12 protein-coding genes are annotated in these 17154 nt (G+C 54.7%); 8 read left to right on the plus strand and 4 right to left on the minus strand.

Features of this window, described 5'->3' with window-relative positions; translation table 11 throughout:
• Positions 1-11 precede the first annotated feature (11 nt).
• The 5 genes from A6301_RS14320 to A6301_RS14340 all read left to right on the plus strand — a co-directional run bounded on the left by A6301_RS14320 (position 12) and on the right by A6301_RS14340 (position 7408).
• A complete protein-coding gene (locus A6301_RS14320) occupies positions 12-1514 on the plus strand; it encodes an efflux transporter outer membrane subunit (protein ID WP_234258089.1) in 1503 nt (500 codons plus the stop codon).
• Between the two features lie 78 nt (positions 1515-1592).
• A complete protein-coding gene (locus A6301_RS14325) occupies positions 1593-2378 on the plus strand; it encodes an SDR family oxidoreductase (RefSeq protein WP_234258090.1) in 786 nt (261 codons plus the stop codon).
• A 267-nt stretch (positions 2379-2645) separates the two neighbouring features.
• Positions 2646-4445, plus strand: coding sequence for a translation elongation factor 4 (gene lepA / locus A6301_RS14330; RefSeq protein WP_234258091.1), 1800 nt, complete (start codon positions 2646-2648; stop codon positions 4443-4445).
• Between the two features lie 172 nt (positions 4446-4617).
• The gene (locus tag A6301_RS14335; protein ID WP_234258092.1) at positions 4618-6117 is read left to right on the plus strand and encodes a SulP family inorganic anion transporter; all 1500 of its coding nucleotides are present in this window, start codon (positions 4618-4620) and stop codon (positions 6115-6117) included.
• 109 nt (positions 6118-6226) lie between these two features.
• Positions 6227-7408 (plus strand): mandelate racemase/muconate lactonizing enzyme family protein, encoded by a 1182-nt coding sequence (locus tag A6301_RS14340; protein WP_107168489.1) that lies wholly within the window; start codon positions 6227-6229, stop codon positions 7406-7408.
• A 58-nt stretch (positions 7409-7466) separates the two neighbouring features.
• On the opposite strand, the gene A6301_RS14345 is transcribed toward A6301_RS14340, so the two are convergent.
• The 3 genes from A6301_RS14345 to A6301_RS14355 are packed head-to-tail and all read right to left on the minus strand — an operon-like array spanning position 7467 to position 12468.
• The gene (locus A6301_RS14345; protein ID WP_234258093.1) at positions 7467-10544 is read right to left on the minus strand and encodes an efflux RND transporter permease subunit; all 3078 of its coding nucleotides are present in this window, start codon (positions 10542-10544) and stop codon (positions 7467-7469) included.
• The gene (locus tag A6301_RS14350; RefSeq protein ID WP_234258094.1) at positions 10544-11626 is read right to left on the minus strand and encodes an efflux RND transporter periplasmic adaptor subunit; all 1083 of its coding nucleotides are present in this window, start codon (positions 11624-11626) and stop codon (positions 10544-10546) included. The genes A6301_RS14345 and A6301_RS14350 overlap by 1 nt, the downstream gene beginning before the upstream one ends.
• Before the next feature lie 26 nt (positions 11627-11652).
• On the minus strand, positions 11653-12468 hold the full coding sequence (locus A6301_RS14355; protein ID WP_234258095.1) for a MipA/OmpV family protein: 816 nt from the start codon (positions 12466-12468) through the stop codon (positions 11653-11655).
• 155 nt (positions 12469-12623) lie between these two features.
• Here A6301_RS14355 and A6301_RS14360 point away from each other — a divergent pair, with 155 nt between their 5' ends.
• The 3 genes from A6301_RS14360 to A6301_RS14370 all read left to right on the plus strand — a co-directional run bounded on the left by A6301_RS14360 (position 12624) and on the right by A6301_RS14370 (position 15684).
• Positions 12624-13313, plus strand: a complete 690-nt coding sequence (locus tag A6301_RS14360) for a response regulator (protein ID WP_234258096.1) — start codon at positions 12624-12626, stop codon at positions 13311-13313.
• Positions 13314-13318: 5 nt separating this feature from the next.
• The gene (locus A6301_RS14365; RefSeq protein WP_234258097.1) at positions 13319-14533 is read left to right on the plus strand and encodes a cell wall metabolism sensor histidine kinase WalK; all 1215 of its coding nucleotides are present in this window, start codon (positions 13319-13321) and stop codon (positions 14531-14533) included.
• Between the two features lie 317 nt (positions 14534-14850).
• The gene (locus A6301_RS14370) at positions 14851-15684 is read left to right on the plus strand and encodes a transporter substrate-binding domain-containing protein (RefSeq protein WP_205542935.1); all 834 of its coding nucleotides are present in this window, start codon (positions 14851-14853) and stop codon (positions 15682-15684) included.
• 35 nt (positions 15685-15719) lie between these two features.
• On the opposite strand, the gene A6301_RS14375 is transcribed toward A6301_RS14370, so the two are convergent.
• Positions 15720-17129 carry an MmgE/PrpD family protein gene (locus tag A6301_RS14375; RefSeq protein ID WP_234258242.1) on the minus strand — a complete coding sequence of 470 codons (1410 nt, stop codon included), beginning with the start codon at positions 17127-17129 and terminating at the stop codon, positions 15720-15722.
• Positions 17130-17154 lie beyond the last annotated feature (25 nt).

Below are 17154 nucleotides of genomic sequence, written 5' to 3' on the forward strand. Positions count from 1 at the left end.
AAGGAATTACTATGTCATCCCTCCATCCCCTTGCCTTGGTTGTGGCCGCTAGCGTAATGGCGGGTTGCGCGGTTGGACCGGATTATCATCGCCCGGACGTTCCGTTATCGGATCGCTACCAGACTCCATCCGCCGTCCAGCAATCTGTCGCGAATCAATCCATATCAAATCAATCCATATTAAAACAGGGGAATGCAACTCAGGTTGCTACCTTTTCGGTCTGGTGGGAGAGCTTCAATGATCCCTTACTGAACACGTTAGTTTCAAGCGCACTGGTACAGAATCTTGATTTAGCCCAAGCGTCCGCACGAATGACTCAGGCACGCGCCGGGCTTGGCGCAGCAACAGCGGCTCTGCTGCCCTCTGGCAATATCAGCGGACAAACAGCACGCGCTTATCAGTCAATTGAAACGCCGCAAGGTCGGTTACTCAACTCGACACCTGGCTATAATCGCTACGGCAATACCTATGAAACCGATCTTAACGCAAGCTGGGAGCTTGATATCTTCGGCGGTCTGAGACGCGGTCATCAGGCGGCACGGGCTGACTATCAGGCTTCAGAGGCTGGCGTCGCCGCCACTCGTCTAACCGTCGCCGCACAGACAGCCGATATCTATATCACGCTGCGCGGATTACAAACTCGTCTGGCGATCGCCAACAGACAGGTCAACACCCAGCAAGACTTACTCGACAAGGTACAGCGACTCCACAGCAAAGGACTCGCCGCAGAGTATCAAGTCCGCCAAACCGAAGGCGCACTTTCACAGGTTCAGGCTAGCGTGCCGGTTCTCCAGATAGGGATAGATAGCGCGATGAACGCGCTGGACGTCATGCTCGGCACACCTCCCGGAACCCATCGCGCTCAGTTGGCTTCGCCGGGTGCCATTCCACAGCCCCCACCGTTTATATCAACGGGTACACCAGCCGATCTGCTACGTCGCAGACCCGATATTATCGTAGCCGAACGCCATCTCGCGGCATCCAACGCGCGTATCGGGGCCGCCATCAGCGAGTATTATCCTAAATTCTCACTCAGCGCATTGCTTGGCAGCGCAACGTCAGTATCGAGCAGCAATCTGTTTTCCAACGCGGCCAGTCAATCGGCAGGCATCTTGGGATTGCGCTGGCGACTCTTCGACTTCGGCCGCATTAACGCTCAGATCGATCAAGCTAAGGGGCAGGAAGCCGAAGCATTGGCAGCTTACCGCCTGTCAGTATTAAGCGCGACCGAAGACGTTGAAAACGCACTCTCGGCACTGCTCAATCGCGAAATGCAGACAACAACATTAACCGCCGGCGAAACCGCGTTGGCTGGTGCACGCCAGTCGTCTCTCATCGCCTACCATAAAGGGACAGCCAGCCTGATTGACGTCCTGCACAACGATGAAACCCTGTTGCAAACTTCCGACGCCAGAGCGCAGGCCCAGACGGAATCTGCACGCGCAGCGGTCTTCGCATTCAAAGCACTCGGCGGCGGCTGGCAGCCTCCAGAAGCCGCCGAGAGGATGCCCTAGGATACTCGCGTAGCTGTGCACAAACATGCCATCGACTACCACCTGTACCGTTCACAATAAACCACCGGAGTGATTAACATGACAGCAAAAAACAACGCCTGGGTGCTCATCACAGGGGCTTCAGGCGGATTTGGTGAAGAATTCGCGCGTCAATATGCCGCACAGGGAAAATCACTCATCCTGGTGGCACGGCGGCTCAATAAACTTGAATTGCTGGCTGCCGAATTGCGGACGCATTTTAACATTGATGTGAGGGTTGAACAGGCCGATCTTTCCGTGATTACCGCAATTAGCGATCTGCACAGTCGACTACGGGAACAAAATATTGTGGTTGATATATTAATTAACAATGCTGGTCATGGTCTGCAAGATAGCTTTTTGGATCAACCACTTGATGACGCGCTGAACATGATCAATCTGGATATCACCAGTTTGACAGCAATGACCCGGTTCTTTGCAGAAGATATGCGCGTCAGGCGTAAAGGATATATTTTGATGGTTGCCAGCCTGTTGTCCTATCAGGGCGTAAAAAATTTTGCCGTTTACTCAGCAGCGAAAGCGTATGTGCTCAGGTTCTCTGATGCTCTGCATCGTGAGCTTAAAAACGACGGTGTCACTGTCACCGCGCTTTGCCCGGGCATGTCTGACACTGGCTTTGCTGCAACCGCCAAACAGAAACTCACCCCAGCCTTAAAAGGAGTCATGATGCAGCCTAAGCCTGTTGTGCAGGCTGGCATCCGAGCACTTCAGGCCGGACGAATGAGCGTTGTCCCGGGTATGGCAAATAAGGCAATTGTATTTCTGACCTGGGCCACTCCGCGCTGGTTACATCAGGCCATCATGGCCCGTGTGATGGGGGTTTAAAGAGAATGCCGAAAACCTACAAGAGCAAACAGCCCTCGTAATGAAATACGCCTATCAACCGCCGTGCATCACTTTTCAGGGAGCAACTCACGTCAAGAATTATGACTTGCCGCGGCAAAATAAAACGCGCTATCATCGCCGCGGCTATTCACTTTTACATCTTTTGATTTTCATCTTCGCTGAATTTTTTCAGCGCGAATTTCTCTGTCTGTCCTCAGCGTCGCACACGATCCCGAGCCAGACATCATGATGTGAAAGGCTTTTTCTATGTGTACACCTCGAATTCGTAATTTCTGCATTATTGCTCATGTCGATCATGGCAAATCCACCCTCGCCGACCGTTTTATCGAACTGACTGCAACCGTCGCTCAACGCGACATGCGCGAACTGCTGTTAGATTCGATGGAGATAGAACGGGAGCGCGGCATCACTATCAAATTACAAACCGTGCGCATGCGCTATCAGGATGAAAACCGCCAGCCATACCAATTCAATTTGGTAGATACGCCAGGACACGTTGATTTCTCGGCAGAGGTCTCCCGCAGTCTGGCCGCCTGCGACGGCGCGATTCTTCTGATTGACGCCACGCAGGGCGTTCAGGCACAGACCCTGGCCAACCTCAACCTCGCCCGACAACAGGGGCTAACGATTCTGCCTGTCCTGAATAAAATTGACAGCCCACAGGCTAATGTCGCACAGGTGATGCAGCAGTTGGCGGATATTCCCTCTCTGGATATCAGCACCGTGCTGACGGTCTCTGCCAGAACCGGAGAAGGTGTAGCGGCAGTACTGCGTTTTATTGCCCACCACTTCCCTGCACCAAACGGGTTCGCCGATGCTCCGCTGCGCGCGCTGGTTTTTGACTCACATTATGATCCCTATCAGGGCGCTATCATGCACGCACGTGTAGTGGATGGCAGCATTCAGACTGGCGATACACTCTGTTTTATGTCATCAGGATCGCGTTTCGACGTCACCGAAACCGGTGCTTTTTTCCCTCAACGTCAGCCTTGTAGCGCCTTGAAAAACGGTGAGGTGGGCTATCTCGCCGCCGGGTTAAAAGATGCCGCCGCGATCCGGGTGGGTGATACGCTGACGTTAGCCGCTCGTCCCGCTTCAGTGCCAGTTGCACGCTATCAGGAAATGAAGCCAATGGTGTTTTCTGGAATCTACCCCGACGCGGACGACGATCTGAAAAGCTTGCGCAATGCCATGAATAAACTGTCGCTTAACGATGCGGCACTGCACATGGTTCCCGATGTCTCTGCCTCGCTGGGCGCGGGTTTTCGCTGTGGTTTTCTCGGCATGTTACATATGGATATTGTTCGCGAACGGCTCAAACGCGAATACGGCATATCGGTGATTGCCACCGCGCCCAGCGTGGCATACCGGGTCACATTACATAACGGTCAGAGCCATACCATCGATAATCCAGCACATTTTCCCGGAGAAGACGTGTTGGACTTCGTCGAAGAACCCTATGTTATCTGCACAATTAACACACCTGATGCCTACGTTGGCGCGTTGATGGAATGCTGCACCTCGCGTCGAGGGGTATTTATCGACATGCAATATCTCGATAACGGTAGCGTGACACTACACTGGGAGCTACCGCTCAATGAAATGATTTTCGGCTTCTTTGATGCCCTAAAATCACTTACACAGGGCTATGCTACGTTGGATTATGTGTTAGATGGCTATCGACGTTCCGATCTAGTGCGCTGTGATATTTATCTCGATAGCCAGCCGATTGACGCCTTTTCTTTCATCATTGCCCGTCATAAAGCATGGGCACGAGCAACTGAGATCGTGAAAGCCTTGAAATACGTTATTCCACGTAAACTGTACCCCGTTCCAGCTCAGGCAAAAGTCGGCCAGCGTGTCATCGCCCGCGAAGACATTCCGCCGCTGCGAAAAAGCGCACTGGCACAGGGTTTTCAGGGTAGCCTATCGCAGAAACAGCGACTGATCCGTAAACAGCGAGAAAATAAAAAACACAACGTTGGGTTCTCAAAACGAGACATTCCACGCGAAGCGTTTATGGCCATTCTGGCGATTGATGCCTAATTCCTGACGGAGAAAACACAACGAGCGGGCGGATAAGGCGACGCGCTAACCGCCCCTTCGTTTTCCTACTGATTTTTCCTTGCCTGCCGATGACGGACAGTATCTTTTATACTGCCGATAATTTATCCTCTCCCGCCTTTCGTCATTGACTACAAAAATTAAGCCTGCACCTATGATTCCATCCCCTAAGGTAACGCCGACACAGGTTCAATCAGCCACGTCAACGCTTGCAACCTTACGTTCGCCCTCGCTGCTGATGCGTGAAATTTTGGCGGGCACCATCACCGCACTGGCGCTTATCCCAGAGGTGATTTCGTTTTCTATCATCGCGGGAGTCGACCCCAAAGTCAGTTTGTTCGCTTCTATCGTGTTGTGCTTCACCATGTCCTTTCTCGGCGGCAGACCGGCGATGGTTACCGCGGCGGCCGGTGCTGTGGCGCTGGTTATTGGCCCGATGGTACACGCGCACGGCGTAGCCTATATTCTGCCCGCCGTGATTATGGCGGGGCTTATCCAGATTCTGTTTGGGCTGGCTGGGTTGGCGAGAATGATGCGTTACATTCCCCGCTCGGTGATGATTGGTTTCGTGAATGCGCTAGGCATCCTGATTTTCGCCGCGCAAGTGCCACATGTATACGGGCAATCCTCGCTGGTCTGGCTACTGTTTGCGTTAACGGTGACCATTGTATTGCTGCTGCCTTATGTGGTGAAAAGCATTCCTGCACCGCTGGTGGCGATTGTCACCGTGACAGCGATTGCCATGTTTACCGGCATCACGGTGCCTAACGTCGGCGACGCCGGGCCTATGCAGCCAGGATTGCCGGGTTTCACCCAGTGGCTGGTGCCATTCAATCTTGAAACACTGCGCATCATCTGGCCGACTGCGCTCAGCATTGCCTTCGTGGGGCTGATGGAATCACTGTTAACCGCCAAACTGGTAGACGACATCACGGATACTCCGTCCAGCAAGCGCCGCGAATGCTGGGGGCTGGGCGTTTCTAATATCTTCGCCGGATTCTACGGTGGCATTGCCGGATGTGCGATGATCGGACAGACCGTGGTCAACGTGGAGCTAGGGAAAGCGCGTACGCGTATCTCTACTCTCGCCGCCGCGCTGGTGCTGTTGCTGCTGGTGACCGGGCTGAGCGAAATCATGACGAAGATTCCGATGGTGGTGCTGGCAGGGATTATGATGATCGTCGCGCTGAAAACGATGAACTGGCATAGCCTGCACCCCACCACGCTGAAACGGATGCCGCTGTCAGAAACGCTGGTGGTCATCATCACAGTTATCGCGACCGTTTCGACGGGAAATCTGGCAATCGGCGTGGCCGGTGGCGTTATCTTTGCCATCCTGCTATTTGCACGTCGCGTGGCGCACGTCATCCACGCAGAGCGTCGCGTGAGCGAAGACGGACAGTCGGTACACTACACGGTACGAGGACCGCTATTCTTTGGCAGCAGCAACGACCTCTTCGAGCATTTCCTGTATGCGCAGGACCCGCAGAACGTCACTATCGATCTGACGCACGCACAAATCTGGGATGCCTCCAGCGTGGCGGCGCTCGATGCTATCGAAACCCGCTATCACCGTTATGATGCGAAGGTCGCGATCGTCGGTCTGGATACCCACAGCAGCAAAATCCATCAGCGCCTATCAGGGCATCTCTGAGCCACCCAGCGTTCGAAGGCAGCGACTATTGCGGGCTGTCAACGTTGACAACCCGCACACCACTGTGATTAGACTCAATGCTAAGCAGGCTAACTTAAGGAAAGCGTTGATGAAAATTACCGATGTGCGCGTGATTCTCGCGAATCGATATATGTTTGTTGAGGTCACCACCGACGAGGGGCTGACGGGCATTGGCGAATCCGGTGCCTGGGGTTTTCTCGATGCGTCAAAAGGTGCTGTCGAGGCACTGCGCACGTATCTGATCGGGCAAGATCCACTGCGGATTGAGCACCACTGGCAGTATATGTACCGCTGCTGGCATTTTCGTGGTGCCGCGATCATGGGAGCGATCAGCGCTATCGATATCGCCCTGTGGGACATCGCGGGCAAGTATTACGATACACCGGTTTATAACCTGCTGGGCGGCCGCTGCCGCGATAAAGCCCGCGTTTATGCCCACGCGGGAGGGCGCACCACCGAAGAAACCATCGCCAACCTGAAACAGGCCAAAGCCGATGGTTTTACCGCGATTGGTCATCTGACGCCGTTTCTGGATGAGTCTCGCGATACGCCCTATTTCACCACCCACGCCAAAGAGATCGGTGAGGCCATCGAACGGATCGGCCTTTATCGGGAAGCGGTCGGTAACGATGTCGATCTGTGCATTGAAGTCCACCGCCGCCTGAAACCCGCCGATGCCGTGGTGTTTGCACGCGGCATTGAGCCGTTTTATCCCTATTTTATTGAAGACCCTATCGGCGCGGATAACTTCGATTCGATGGCGGAGGTGGCCGAGAAAATCAATATTCCTATCGCCACCGGTGAACGCCTGAATAATCCTCAGGAGTTCGCGATGCTGATTCGTCGGAATGCCGTCGCCTATGTGCGTCCTGATGTCTGCATGTGCGGCGGGATTACCGGAGCGAAAAAGGTAGCAGCATTGGCAGAGGCCAATGATTTGATGGTCGTGCCGCATAACCCGCTTAGTCCGGTGTCGACCGCCGCCTGTTTACAGATCGCCGTCAGCATCCCGAACTTTGCGCTGCTGGAGTATCCGGGGGATGACCAACCCGCGCTGTCGGAAAAATTTGGCGCGACGGGCGTAGAGAACGGCGTACGGAAAAAAGACGTCGTGAAGAACACCTTCAAATGCGTAGATGGATTTATGGAGATACCGACACAGTCCGGCATCGGCATTGAGCTGGCGGACGATCTGGAGAACCGCTTCCCCTACCGTCGTCGCGGCCTGAAAACCCGACTGCACGTCGACGGTTCCGTCGTCGATCAATAAAGCACATCAACAGGTCGTGACGCGTCACAGATAGCGCCACGACCTGTCGTATTTTTCCCTACGCCGTAGGATTTTCCACCTTCCGTCCTTCCCACTGCATCAATAGGCTCAGCGCCGCAGGCAGAGCAAGCAGCGTCAGCAGCGTCGCCACCATCAACCCACCGATAATCGCGTAGGCCATCGGCCCCCAAAACACCTGATGCGCAATCGGGATCATGCCAAGAATCGCCGCTAGCGCGGTCAGCACTATCGGGCGTGAACGATGGCTGGCCGCATTGACGATCGCCTCCGTGGCGGGTTGTCCATTTTTCACATTCAGATCGACTTCGCCAATCAGAATGACGGCATTACGAATAATCATCCCCGCCAGCGCAATCGCGCCTAGCAGCGCCACAAACCCCATCGGTGTACCCGTCGGCAGCATCGCAGCAACGATGCCGATCAGACCAAACGGTGCGGTCAGGACAGCCAGCACCATGCGGGAAATACGCTTTAACTGAATCATTAATAGTACCAGCATCACCAACAGCGTAACCGGCAGCACCGCATATACCGAGCCATTGCCCTTGTCAGATTCCGCTGCAACGCCGCCTTCCGTGATGTGATACCCCGTCGGTAATGAGGCGCGATAGCGTTCAATTTCTGGTGCCAGTTTTTGAGACAGCGCTGGTGCTCGCACGCCCGGTGCGACATCCATCTGTACCGTAATGAACGGTTCACGCTGACGCCGCCAGATAATTGGATCGTCAACGCCGTACGACACCGTGGCAATTTGCCCCAACGGTACGGAACGACCCTCCGCAATCGGAATTTGCAGATTGGCGATCGTGGCGACGTCTCTGCGTTCCTGCGACGTACCACGAACGACCACATCCACCAATCGGTTTTCATCACGCACCGAGGTCAGCGTTGAACCGGAGAATATCGCCGCCAGCATGCTGGCCACATCCTGCGAGCTGATGCCAACCGCGCGGGCTTCGGTCTGATTCAGCACCACGTTCACCGAACGTTCCGGTTCACCCGCCGTCAGATTCACCTCGCGAACATCGGCCTGATTGCCCACCAGACTGGCAAGCCCCTGCGCAAGATCACGAACCCGATGAATATCCGGCCCCGCGACTCGATATTTCAGCGGCCAGCCCACTGGCGGCCCCAGTTCCAATGCCGACACACGCACCACAATATTACTGAAATCGCGTTCAAGCACCTGATTCAACCGTGCCGTCAGCGCATCCCGCGCGTCCAGATTTTTTGCTACCACCACCAGTTGAGCGATATTTTCATGGCTCAGCAGCACATCCATCGGGAGGTAAAAGCGCACAGCGCCCGATCCAACATAGGTGGAGAAATGATCAACGTCAGGATCGTCCTTCAGAAGCGCTTCCAACCGTTTCGCCTGCGCCTCCGTCGCAGCCTGTGATGCATTCGCAGGCAACGTCAGGCTAACCAGCAGTTCCGGCCTGTCCGACGCAGGAAAAAACTCTCCCTCCAACCGAGTTGCACCAAACAAGGCGACTACCAGCAGGAGCACCGCAATGATTAACGTCATTCCCCGGTTTGCCAACGCCCGTTGCAGCCATTGGCGATAAATGCGCCCCACTCGTCCCGGTTCGTTGTGATGGTGACGAAACGTTTTTGGCAGCAGCCAGACACCGAGCAACGGGGAAAAAAGAATTGCGACGATCCAGGAACTGAGCAAAGCGATGAGGACAACGACAAAGAGTGAAAAACAGTATTCACCCGCACTCGATGAGGCAAACCCGACGGGAATAAATCCGGCAATCATCACCAGCGTCCCCGTCAGCATCGGAAAGGCCGTACTTTCATACGCCCAGGCCGCCGCTCGTTTACGATCCCACCCTTCTTCCAGCCGCGACACCATGGCTTCCACCGTAATCATGGCGTCATCCACCAGCAGCCCCAGCGAAATAATCAGCGCCCCGAGCGAGATACGCTGTAAGCCAATACCGGTTATCTCCATGCCAATAAAGGTCATCGCCAGCACAATAGGGATAGATGCAGCAACGACCAGTCCCGCTCGGCTGCCGAGAGAGACAAACGACACCGCCAACACGATGGCAACGGCCTCCAACAGCACTTTGATAAAGCCGCCGACCGCACCTTTCACCACCTCAGCCTGATCGGCCACACGCGTCATGTCTATTCCATGCGGTAGCTGGGCAGAAAGCGTGTTCATTTTTTCGCGAATCGCCTGACCGAAATTGAGCATATTGCCGGTAGGTGCCATAGAAATAGCCAGTCCAATGGCTTTCTCGCCATTCACTCGAAATGTCGGCGACGGCGGCTCCGCTATTTCACGACCAATGGTGGCGATATCAGTAAGCGGAACAAATTTCCCGCCGATGCGTAAGGTAATCTGGCGCAGACTCTCCTCAGAGGTAAACGCGCCGCTGACGCGCACGGCGATTTTCTCATCCTCAGTACGGATAATACCGGCCGGCGTAACCGCATTCTGCGCCTTAAGTGAATCAATAACCTGCTGCGCATCGATCCCTAATCCAGCCAGCCGTCGGGGAGAAAACGTTACGACGATCTGTTCTTCTTCCACCCCCAGCATGTCGACCTTACCGACATCCGGCACGCTCAGTAACGCAGAGCGAATATCCTCGATGCGATCGCGCAGTTCCCTCGGAGAGAACCCATCAGCAGTGAAGCCATAAATCGTGCCGAACGTATCATCAAACTCGTCATTAACGGCTGGCGGGCTGACGCCATCGGGGAGCGAACTGGCGATATCAGTCATCTTCTTTCGCACCGTATACCAGATATTCGGCACGGCAGAAGGTGGTGTATCATCGCGCAGGTTAACGAAAACCACCGCTTCCCCGGCACGGGTATAGCTCTCGACATAATCGAGATATGGCGTTTCCTGTAATTTTTTCTCCAGCTTATCGGTGACGAAATTGACCGTATCGCTCACCGTCGCCCCCGGCCAGGCGGCAGACACCACGGCAGATTTGATGGTAAACGCCGGATCTTCGTTGCGGGGCAAACGCTGGTAGCTCATCACACCTGCTGCCATAATCACCAGCATCATAAACGCGACCAGTTGCTGATGTGCTAATGCCCAGGCGGACAGGTTGAAGCCTGGGGTCGATTGCGGTTCTTGAGCCATTAGCGACGCCCCTCTTCATCCAACCGAATTTTCTCATCCGGCCGTAGCTTACTGACGCCAGCCGTTACCACGCGATCCCCCTGTTTCAGTCCATCGGTAATGTAGATCGTCGTGTCGCTGTAGCGTGCAACGGTAACGGGCTGCAAACGCACCGTCTGGGTTTCCGTGTTCACGACGTAAACCGCCGGATTTTCTTCCTGACGGGTAAGTGCAGACGCAGGCAGCTCAATGACCGAGGTGTCGGACTGCTGTATTGCGCCATTCACACTGGCACCCAGTACCATCGCCGCCGGTGGCGAGGTTAACGTCACCCGAACCCGAAACGTTCGCGTGACCGCATCGGCCTGCGGGCTGATATCACGCACGCGTCCTTGTACCTGAATCGCCGGATCGGATAGCAGCGACACAAGCATCGTGCGCGAAGGAAGCGACTGATTAACCAACCGTTCCGGTACATCAAATACCGCATCACGCCCATCGAGCGAAGCCAACCTGACGACTTCCTGCCCGGCACTGACTACCTGACCGGGGTTCGCACTGACCGTTGTTATCACCCCGTCCTGTGCGGACGTAAGTTGCGTATAGCCGAGGCGCTCCTGCGCGCCTTTGACGGTCATCTGTGCGCTTTCGCGCCGGGAAACGGCGGCATCCCAGTTTGCCTGCGCTTCATCAAGCTGTACCCGCGCAATCGCCCCGCCCGGCGCCAGCGCTTTCATGCGGGAGAAGTTGCTTTTCGCCAGCCGTTCCGCCGAGGCGGCACTGGCTAAATCCGCCTGTGCACTGCGAAGCTGATTTTCGCTGTCGCGTGCATCAAGCGTCGCAATCACATCACCGCGCGTCACGGATGCCCCCACATCGACCAAACGATTAAGGATGCGGCCATCCAGCCGGAAACCTAATGCCGTTTCTTCATGCGGGCGAATCTCTCCCGTCAGCGTCACCGGCTCACGACTCATTGCTGGCATGACGACCAGCGTTTTTACCGGCCTAACGGGCGGCGACGCAGGCGAATCATCGGTACTGTCACAGCCGCTAAGCAACACGACCGACAGCAGACAGAAGGCAAAACGGCTGACCATCATCACATCCTCTCACTCATCACACGCCATCAGAACGAATACAGAACCGCCAATGTTGCGCCAGTATCATTCCGTCGTTCCACCACCTGACTATCCGCGACTTTGTCAGTAAGCCACGTTGAGGTAACCCCAACGTTGGTTGACCAAGCTGGGCTAAATTGATGCGTCCAGTTCGCACCCAACGCATAGCCGTAGACACCTTTGCTAGCATGATAGGCGACCAACCCAGAGCGAAGACTCTGCTGCGGCGTCACACCGTAGTAGGTTTGATTAAAGCGGGCATCCCCCATCAGTACGTCTGCCGACAATGCCAGCACGTCGTCTTTTGTTGTGGACTGCCACACCGTGCTCTTTGCCCCAACGCGGTACTGATTTCCCCTTTTTGTCTCACTCAGCGCAAATTCGCCGCTCGCTTCCAATGCCAGCCAAGGGGCAAACTGATACCCCGCCGTTACGGTGGTAATCACCGATCCCTTAATTTTCCCCATCCCTTTCAACCGGTTCGAACCCGCACGCCAATTGCTGTTTTTGTCATCCCTTCCCATGTCGTAGCCAATCGCGTGATCGAGATAGAAACCAGAAGGAGACTGGTATTGCCAGCCAATACCGTGCGAGGAGTCGAAATAGAGCGCACCACGCTGAACCGTTAGCACAGGCAGCGCGGTGGTCTGACGATCTTTACTCCCCCTGTAACGCGGCGCATTCTGGGCCGCAACGCCAACGGTGACATCCGTGTGGTCACCCAAGAGCGAGGGCGGTGATGCTTCCGACTCCGCGGCGAAGGCTGTGCCAGATAGCACGATAGCGGACAAACTGGTAGATAAAATCATTGTTGTTATGTTCATACATCCCCTCTTTAACGCGGTAATCTTGCCCCGTGGTGTTTCCCCGGTGGGCGCAAGCACGATTGATATTGGCTTTTCAGCCCCGAGGCGGATTATGCTGACGCTTGGTCAAGAAATGCTTTGTGGTTTTTTAAGATTTCATCAAGAGGTCGTCGATGGCAGAAAAACGTGTGTTGGTTATTGAAGACGATATGGATGCCGCCAGCGTGCTTGAGGCTTATCTGCGGCGCGATGGCTATCAGGTTTCTATCGCAACCGATGGGCAAAAGGGTCTGCACATGGCGCTGACCAGTAAACCCGATTTGATTTTGTTGGACGTGATGCTGCCGAAAATGAAGGGTTCGGAGGTGCTGTCCGCCCTGCGGCAGCGCAGTAATATTCCCGTGATTATGGTCACCGCTATTGGTGATGAACCAGAACGAATCGGCGCGCTGCGTTACGGCGCGGATGATTATGTCGTCAAGCCCTATAACCCGCAGGAAGTGGTGGCGCGCGTGCAGGCCGTACTACGACGCACCGGCTACGCCATCCGGGAAGAGGCGATCCTGACATTCGACAATTTATCGGTTGATCCGACCTCCGTAACGGCCAGCATTGCGCTATCACCGTCTGAATCTGTCATTCTCGATCTTACACCTACCGAATTCAACATTCTGATGACGCTGCTTAAAGCGCCAAACCGCGCCTTTACTCGCGGTGAACTGCTGGAAGCCTGCCTGCCGGAAAGCGATGCGCTGGAGCGCGTGGTGGATACCCACGTCCACAATCTCAGGAAGAAACTCAACCAGTACGACATTATCAACGTGCTCGTCACCGTCCGCTCTGTCGGCTATCGATTCCGGTGAACCTGATGAAAAAGTCGATCTTTCTGTCAGAAAAAATGTCGCTGTGGCGCTGGCTGTGCTTTCGTATTATTTCTCTGCTGCTCGCCACCCTGCTCATCATCGCCGCCCTAATGTGGCTACGCTTTGCCATCAACAATGTCTACGTCGAACAGCAGATGCCGGACGCCGTACGGGCTGAGTTTCAGCAGTTAAGCAAACAGGAAGATTACGGCAATCCTCGCTACCAGCAGATTATCAATCAGTATTACGGCACGGATTTCTTTGTGCCGAATATTGCCAGCACCGACTGGCTGGTACTGGCGATTATGATCCTGATCGCCTTACCGACCGTGGTCGTCATCGTTCTGTGGCGGGCGCGACCGCTGTCACAGCAATTTTCCAATATCGCCAGCGCCGCCCGCGACGTCGCGCAGGGAAAATTTGATGCTCGCACGCAGCTTGTCGAGCAGGCACCGATGGAGCTGATTACGCTGGCGGACGACTTTAACAATATGACCGCGCAGTTGGAGCGCTACGAACGGGAACTGCGCGAATCCAGCGCGGCGTTAGCGCACGAACTGCGTACGCCGCTAAACGCAGCAATGGGGCGCGTTCAGGGCATGCTTGATGACGTCTTCCCGCGTGATAAATTGCAGCTGACGATGGTCATCAAACAGCTCGAACAGCTCAATCACGTGATTCAGGATCTGCACTTCCTTTCACTCGCCAGAGCCGGACAACTGCAACTGGTCAAAACACCGCTGTATTTCGACGAGATCGTCACTGAACGGCTTACCTGGTATCGACCTCAGCTAGAGCAGGCTGGGTTTCAGACCCATGTGCATATCGAACAACATGACTTCTGTATTGCCGACCGCGAACGATTGGGGCAGGTGTTCTCCATTCTGATCGAAAACGCCTTAAGCTACGCCAGCGATGGCCGCTATCTGGCGATTGAGGTACGTGAAATTGCCGTTCGTGAAATGGCGGTGCGTGAAAACGTGCCATGCTGGCAAATTACGGTTTCTGACCACGGACCGGGAATTGAGGCAGAATCGCTTCCCCTGCTTTTTGACCGCTTCTGGCGCGCCGAACATTCACGCGGGAGACATTCCGGCGGCAGCGGGCTTGGGCTGTCTATCGCCTCAGCCATTATCACCGCACATGGCGGCGCTATTTATGCAGATCTCAACAATGACGGTGGACTTACCATCGTGATGACGCTGCCACACTGCGCCTGACATAACAGCATGCCGCGGTTCAATAACTAATAATGAGAAAGCATAGCGAAATTATTGCTATGCCTTTTCGCGGGCAAAAAATAGGGGAAATAATGTAAGACTTATCGGTTAAATGATGAGACAAACGCAACCACCCCAGACGCCACGCCCTACGGCGAGGTTCACCGCCGTCCAACACCGTTTTTCTCCTAACCAATACTTATATTTATCTGGAATGAGATAAGGCGAAAAAGAATAATTTAGCTATAAGTATTTCGCTACTCTGCATGAGCGAAATATATCGCCTCGATTAAAACTCAATCATCAGGGTAATGATAATGAAACGTTCTCTTCACCAGATATTCATGGCGATGACGCTAGTTAGCGCCGCCTTTTTCAGTCAGGCTGCGGAAACACAGCCATCAACGTGGCAACACATCAAACAGACCGGTGAATTACGCATCGGCGTGGCACAGGGCGAACCGTGGTATTTTAAAAATCCGTCGACCGGAGAATGGGACGGCATCGGCTATAACATCGGCAAAGAGTTAGCCAACGATCTTGGCGTGAAGCTGGTGACGGTAGAAACCACCTGGGGTAACGCGATTGCTGCCTTACAAACGGGTCAGATCGATACCATGCTGGTACTCGATCCGACGGAAGAGCGGAAAAAAGCGGTCGATTTCCCTGAGCAGCCTTTCTTTTGGTATGCGCAAGGGGTGTTGATTCGCGACGGTATTGCCGTCACCAACTGGGACGACCTCAATCGTGAAGATGTTAAAATCGGCGTCACGCTGGGTTCCAGCCCAGACCTGATTCTGACCAAACGTCTGCCAAAAGCACAGCTAGTGCGTTTCCCGAATATGGACGAAGGCGTAGCTGCATTCTATGCTGGCCGTGTCGATGCACTGTCGTATTTCCATCCCGCTCTGGCTCTGCAACAGGCTAAAGTCGGCAAAGGCAATTTGATTCTGCCGAAGCCGATTATTGAAGTCAGCACCAGCGGCGCAATCCGTAAAGAAACCGACCAAACCTTCCACAATTTCCTGAATGACGAGTTTGCCAAGCTGTATAAATCCGGTAAGACGCAGCACTACTATGAACAGGCTCTCAAACTGCGCGGTGTGGACGTCAGCAAAGTGCCGTCAGTCATTAAAGAAGACTGGAAATAAGCGGGATTCGGATAACAGAATTGTCCTGAACGGATTCAGGACGTCTGCATCAGCGGCGTAACCAGTGCAGCGACATCCTTGCATTGTTCAATCTCAGAGAGCGCCGCTACTGCCTGTGCAATATCAGCAGGGGCAAGCCGTGACGATAGATTCTCCGCAAATTTCTCCATGATGCGACTTTCCGTTAGCGGGTGTTCCGCGCAACCCAGCGGAAACGCAATGCGTTCACCTGCCACAACGTTTCCCCTCATGACAACATCAACCTGCAATACCGGGCGGCGCGCCTGTGCCATAAGCTGGTCAAGCTCGGGAGACACCTCAACGTGAACCTTATCTGCCAGCGCCAAAAGCGTGGGATTGGTTAACGTATCGTCCGCACTCCAGCGGTGGCGCGGAATGCGGTAGGCAAGACAGGCCAGCGCAAACGGTAGGCTGAACTGCGCATCCGTTTCATTTTGCGGCCGCCTATCCATAAAGTCAGCGGCCAGCCTCTGGCTGCCTTTAACGAGAATAACGTCGATGTCCTGCGGTGCCAGCGCCCGTTCGTGCTGTACACGTTCGAAGGATTCCAGTGCAGTATGTATCCAGCGACAGGCAGGATACGCTTTGAAACTGGCGTGCTGGAGCGCCCACTCCTCGCCCAGCACAGTCAGTAATAGCGACTCATCAAAACGATCTGACCCCATCATGCGCCAGAACCCCTGCTCGCCAGACAGCACATCTCTTGGGCCGATCATTCCTGCGTGATGCAGTTCAACGCCACGGACGCCCGCCTCAGCGGCTGGTGCGTTGTAATCCTTAAAGGAAACCAGCGGTCGCTGCTGCCAGTTGTATTTGTGCAAGCAGGGCAACGGCGTCAACGACGCCGCCAGACCAATGGCGTTCTCTAACCCTGTTGCATCACACCCCGTGAGTAAACCGTAGGCCACCGCCGCCCCGATCGATTCATGCTGACACACACCATAGACCTGCTGAAAACGCTCTGGACTCGGTTGCTGAGACTGAATGATCCGGCCATTGATTTCATACGCAGCGGCCAGCGCACAGATCAGCGTTTCGCCGTCGATCGGGCGAGTACCGACGGCCGCCAATGCGGCGGCAACCAGCGAGGCGCCGGGGTGCCCCATGCCGCGACCGGCAACTTCATATCCGTCGTCGTAATCCAGCGCATTGATCGCCGTCGCATTCAAAAACGCGGCACCAATAGCCGCCAGCGGCGCACCACCGTCCAAGATTGGACTGTTGCCAGCAGCATAGTGCAGGCGGGTGACGCGTGCGCAATTCTGCACCACCCGACAGCTCGCCCCGGCAATGCCGCAGCCCAGACTATCGATAAAATGCAGCACGATCTTTCTTCTTAATACGGTGGGGATATCCTGAATCGTCAATCGATGAACAAAGGTCGCGAGTCGCAACGTCAGAGGGAGTTCAGCAGCGTGAGGCATCGGCATACCGCCATTCTTTTATAAA

Source organism: Pectobacterium sp. IFB5596 (assembly GCF_021432585.1).
In the GTDB taxonomy this organism is placed as follows: Bacteria; Pseudomonadota; Gammaproteobacteria; order Enterobacterales; family Enterobacteriaceae; genus Pectobacterium; species Pectobacterium punjabense.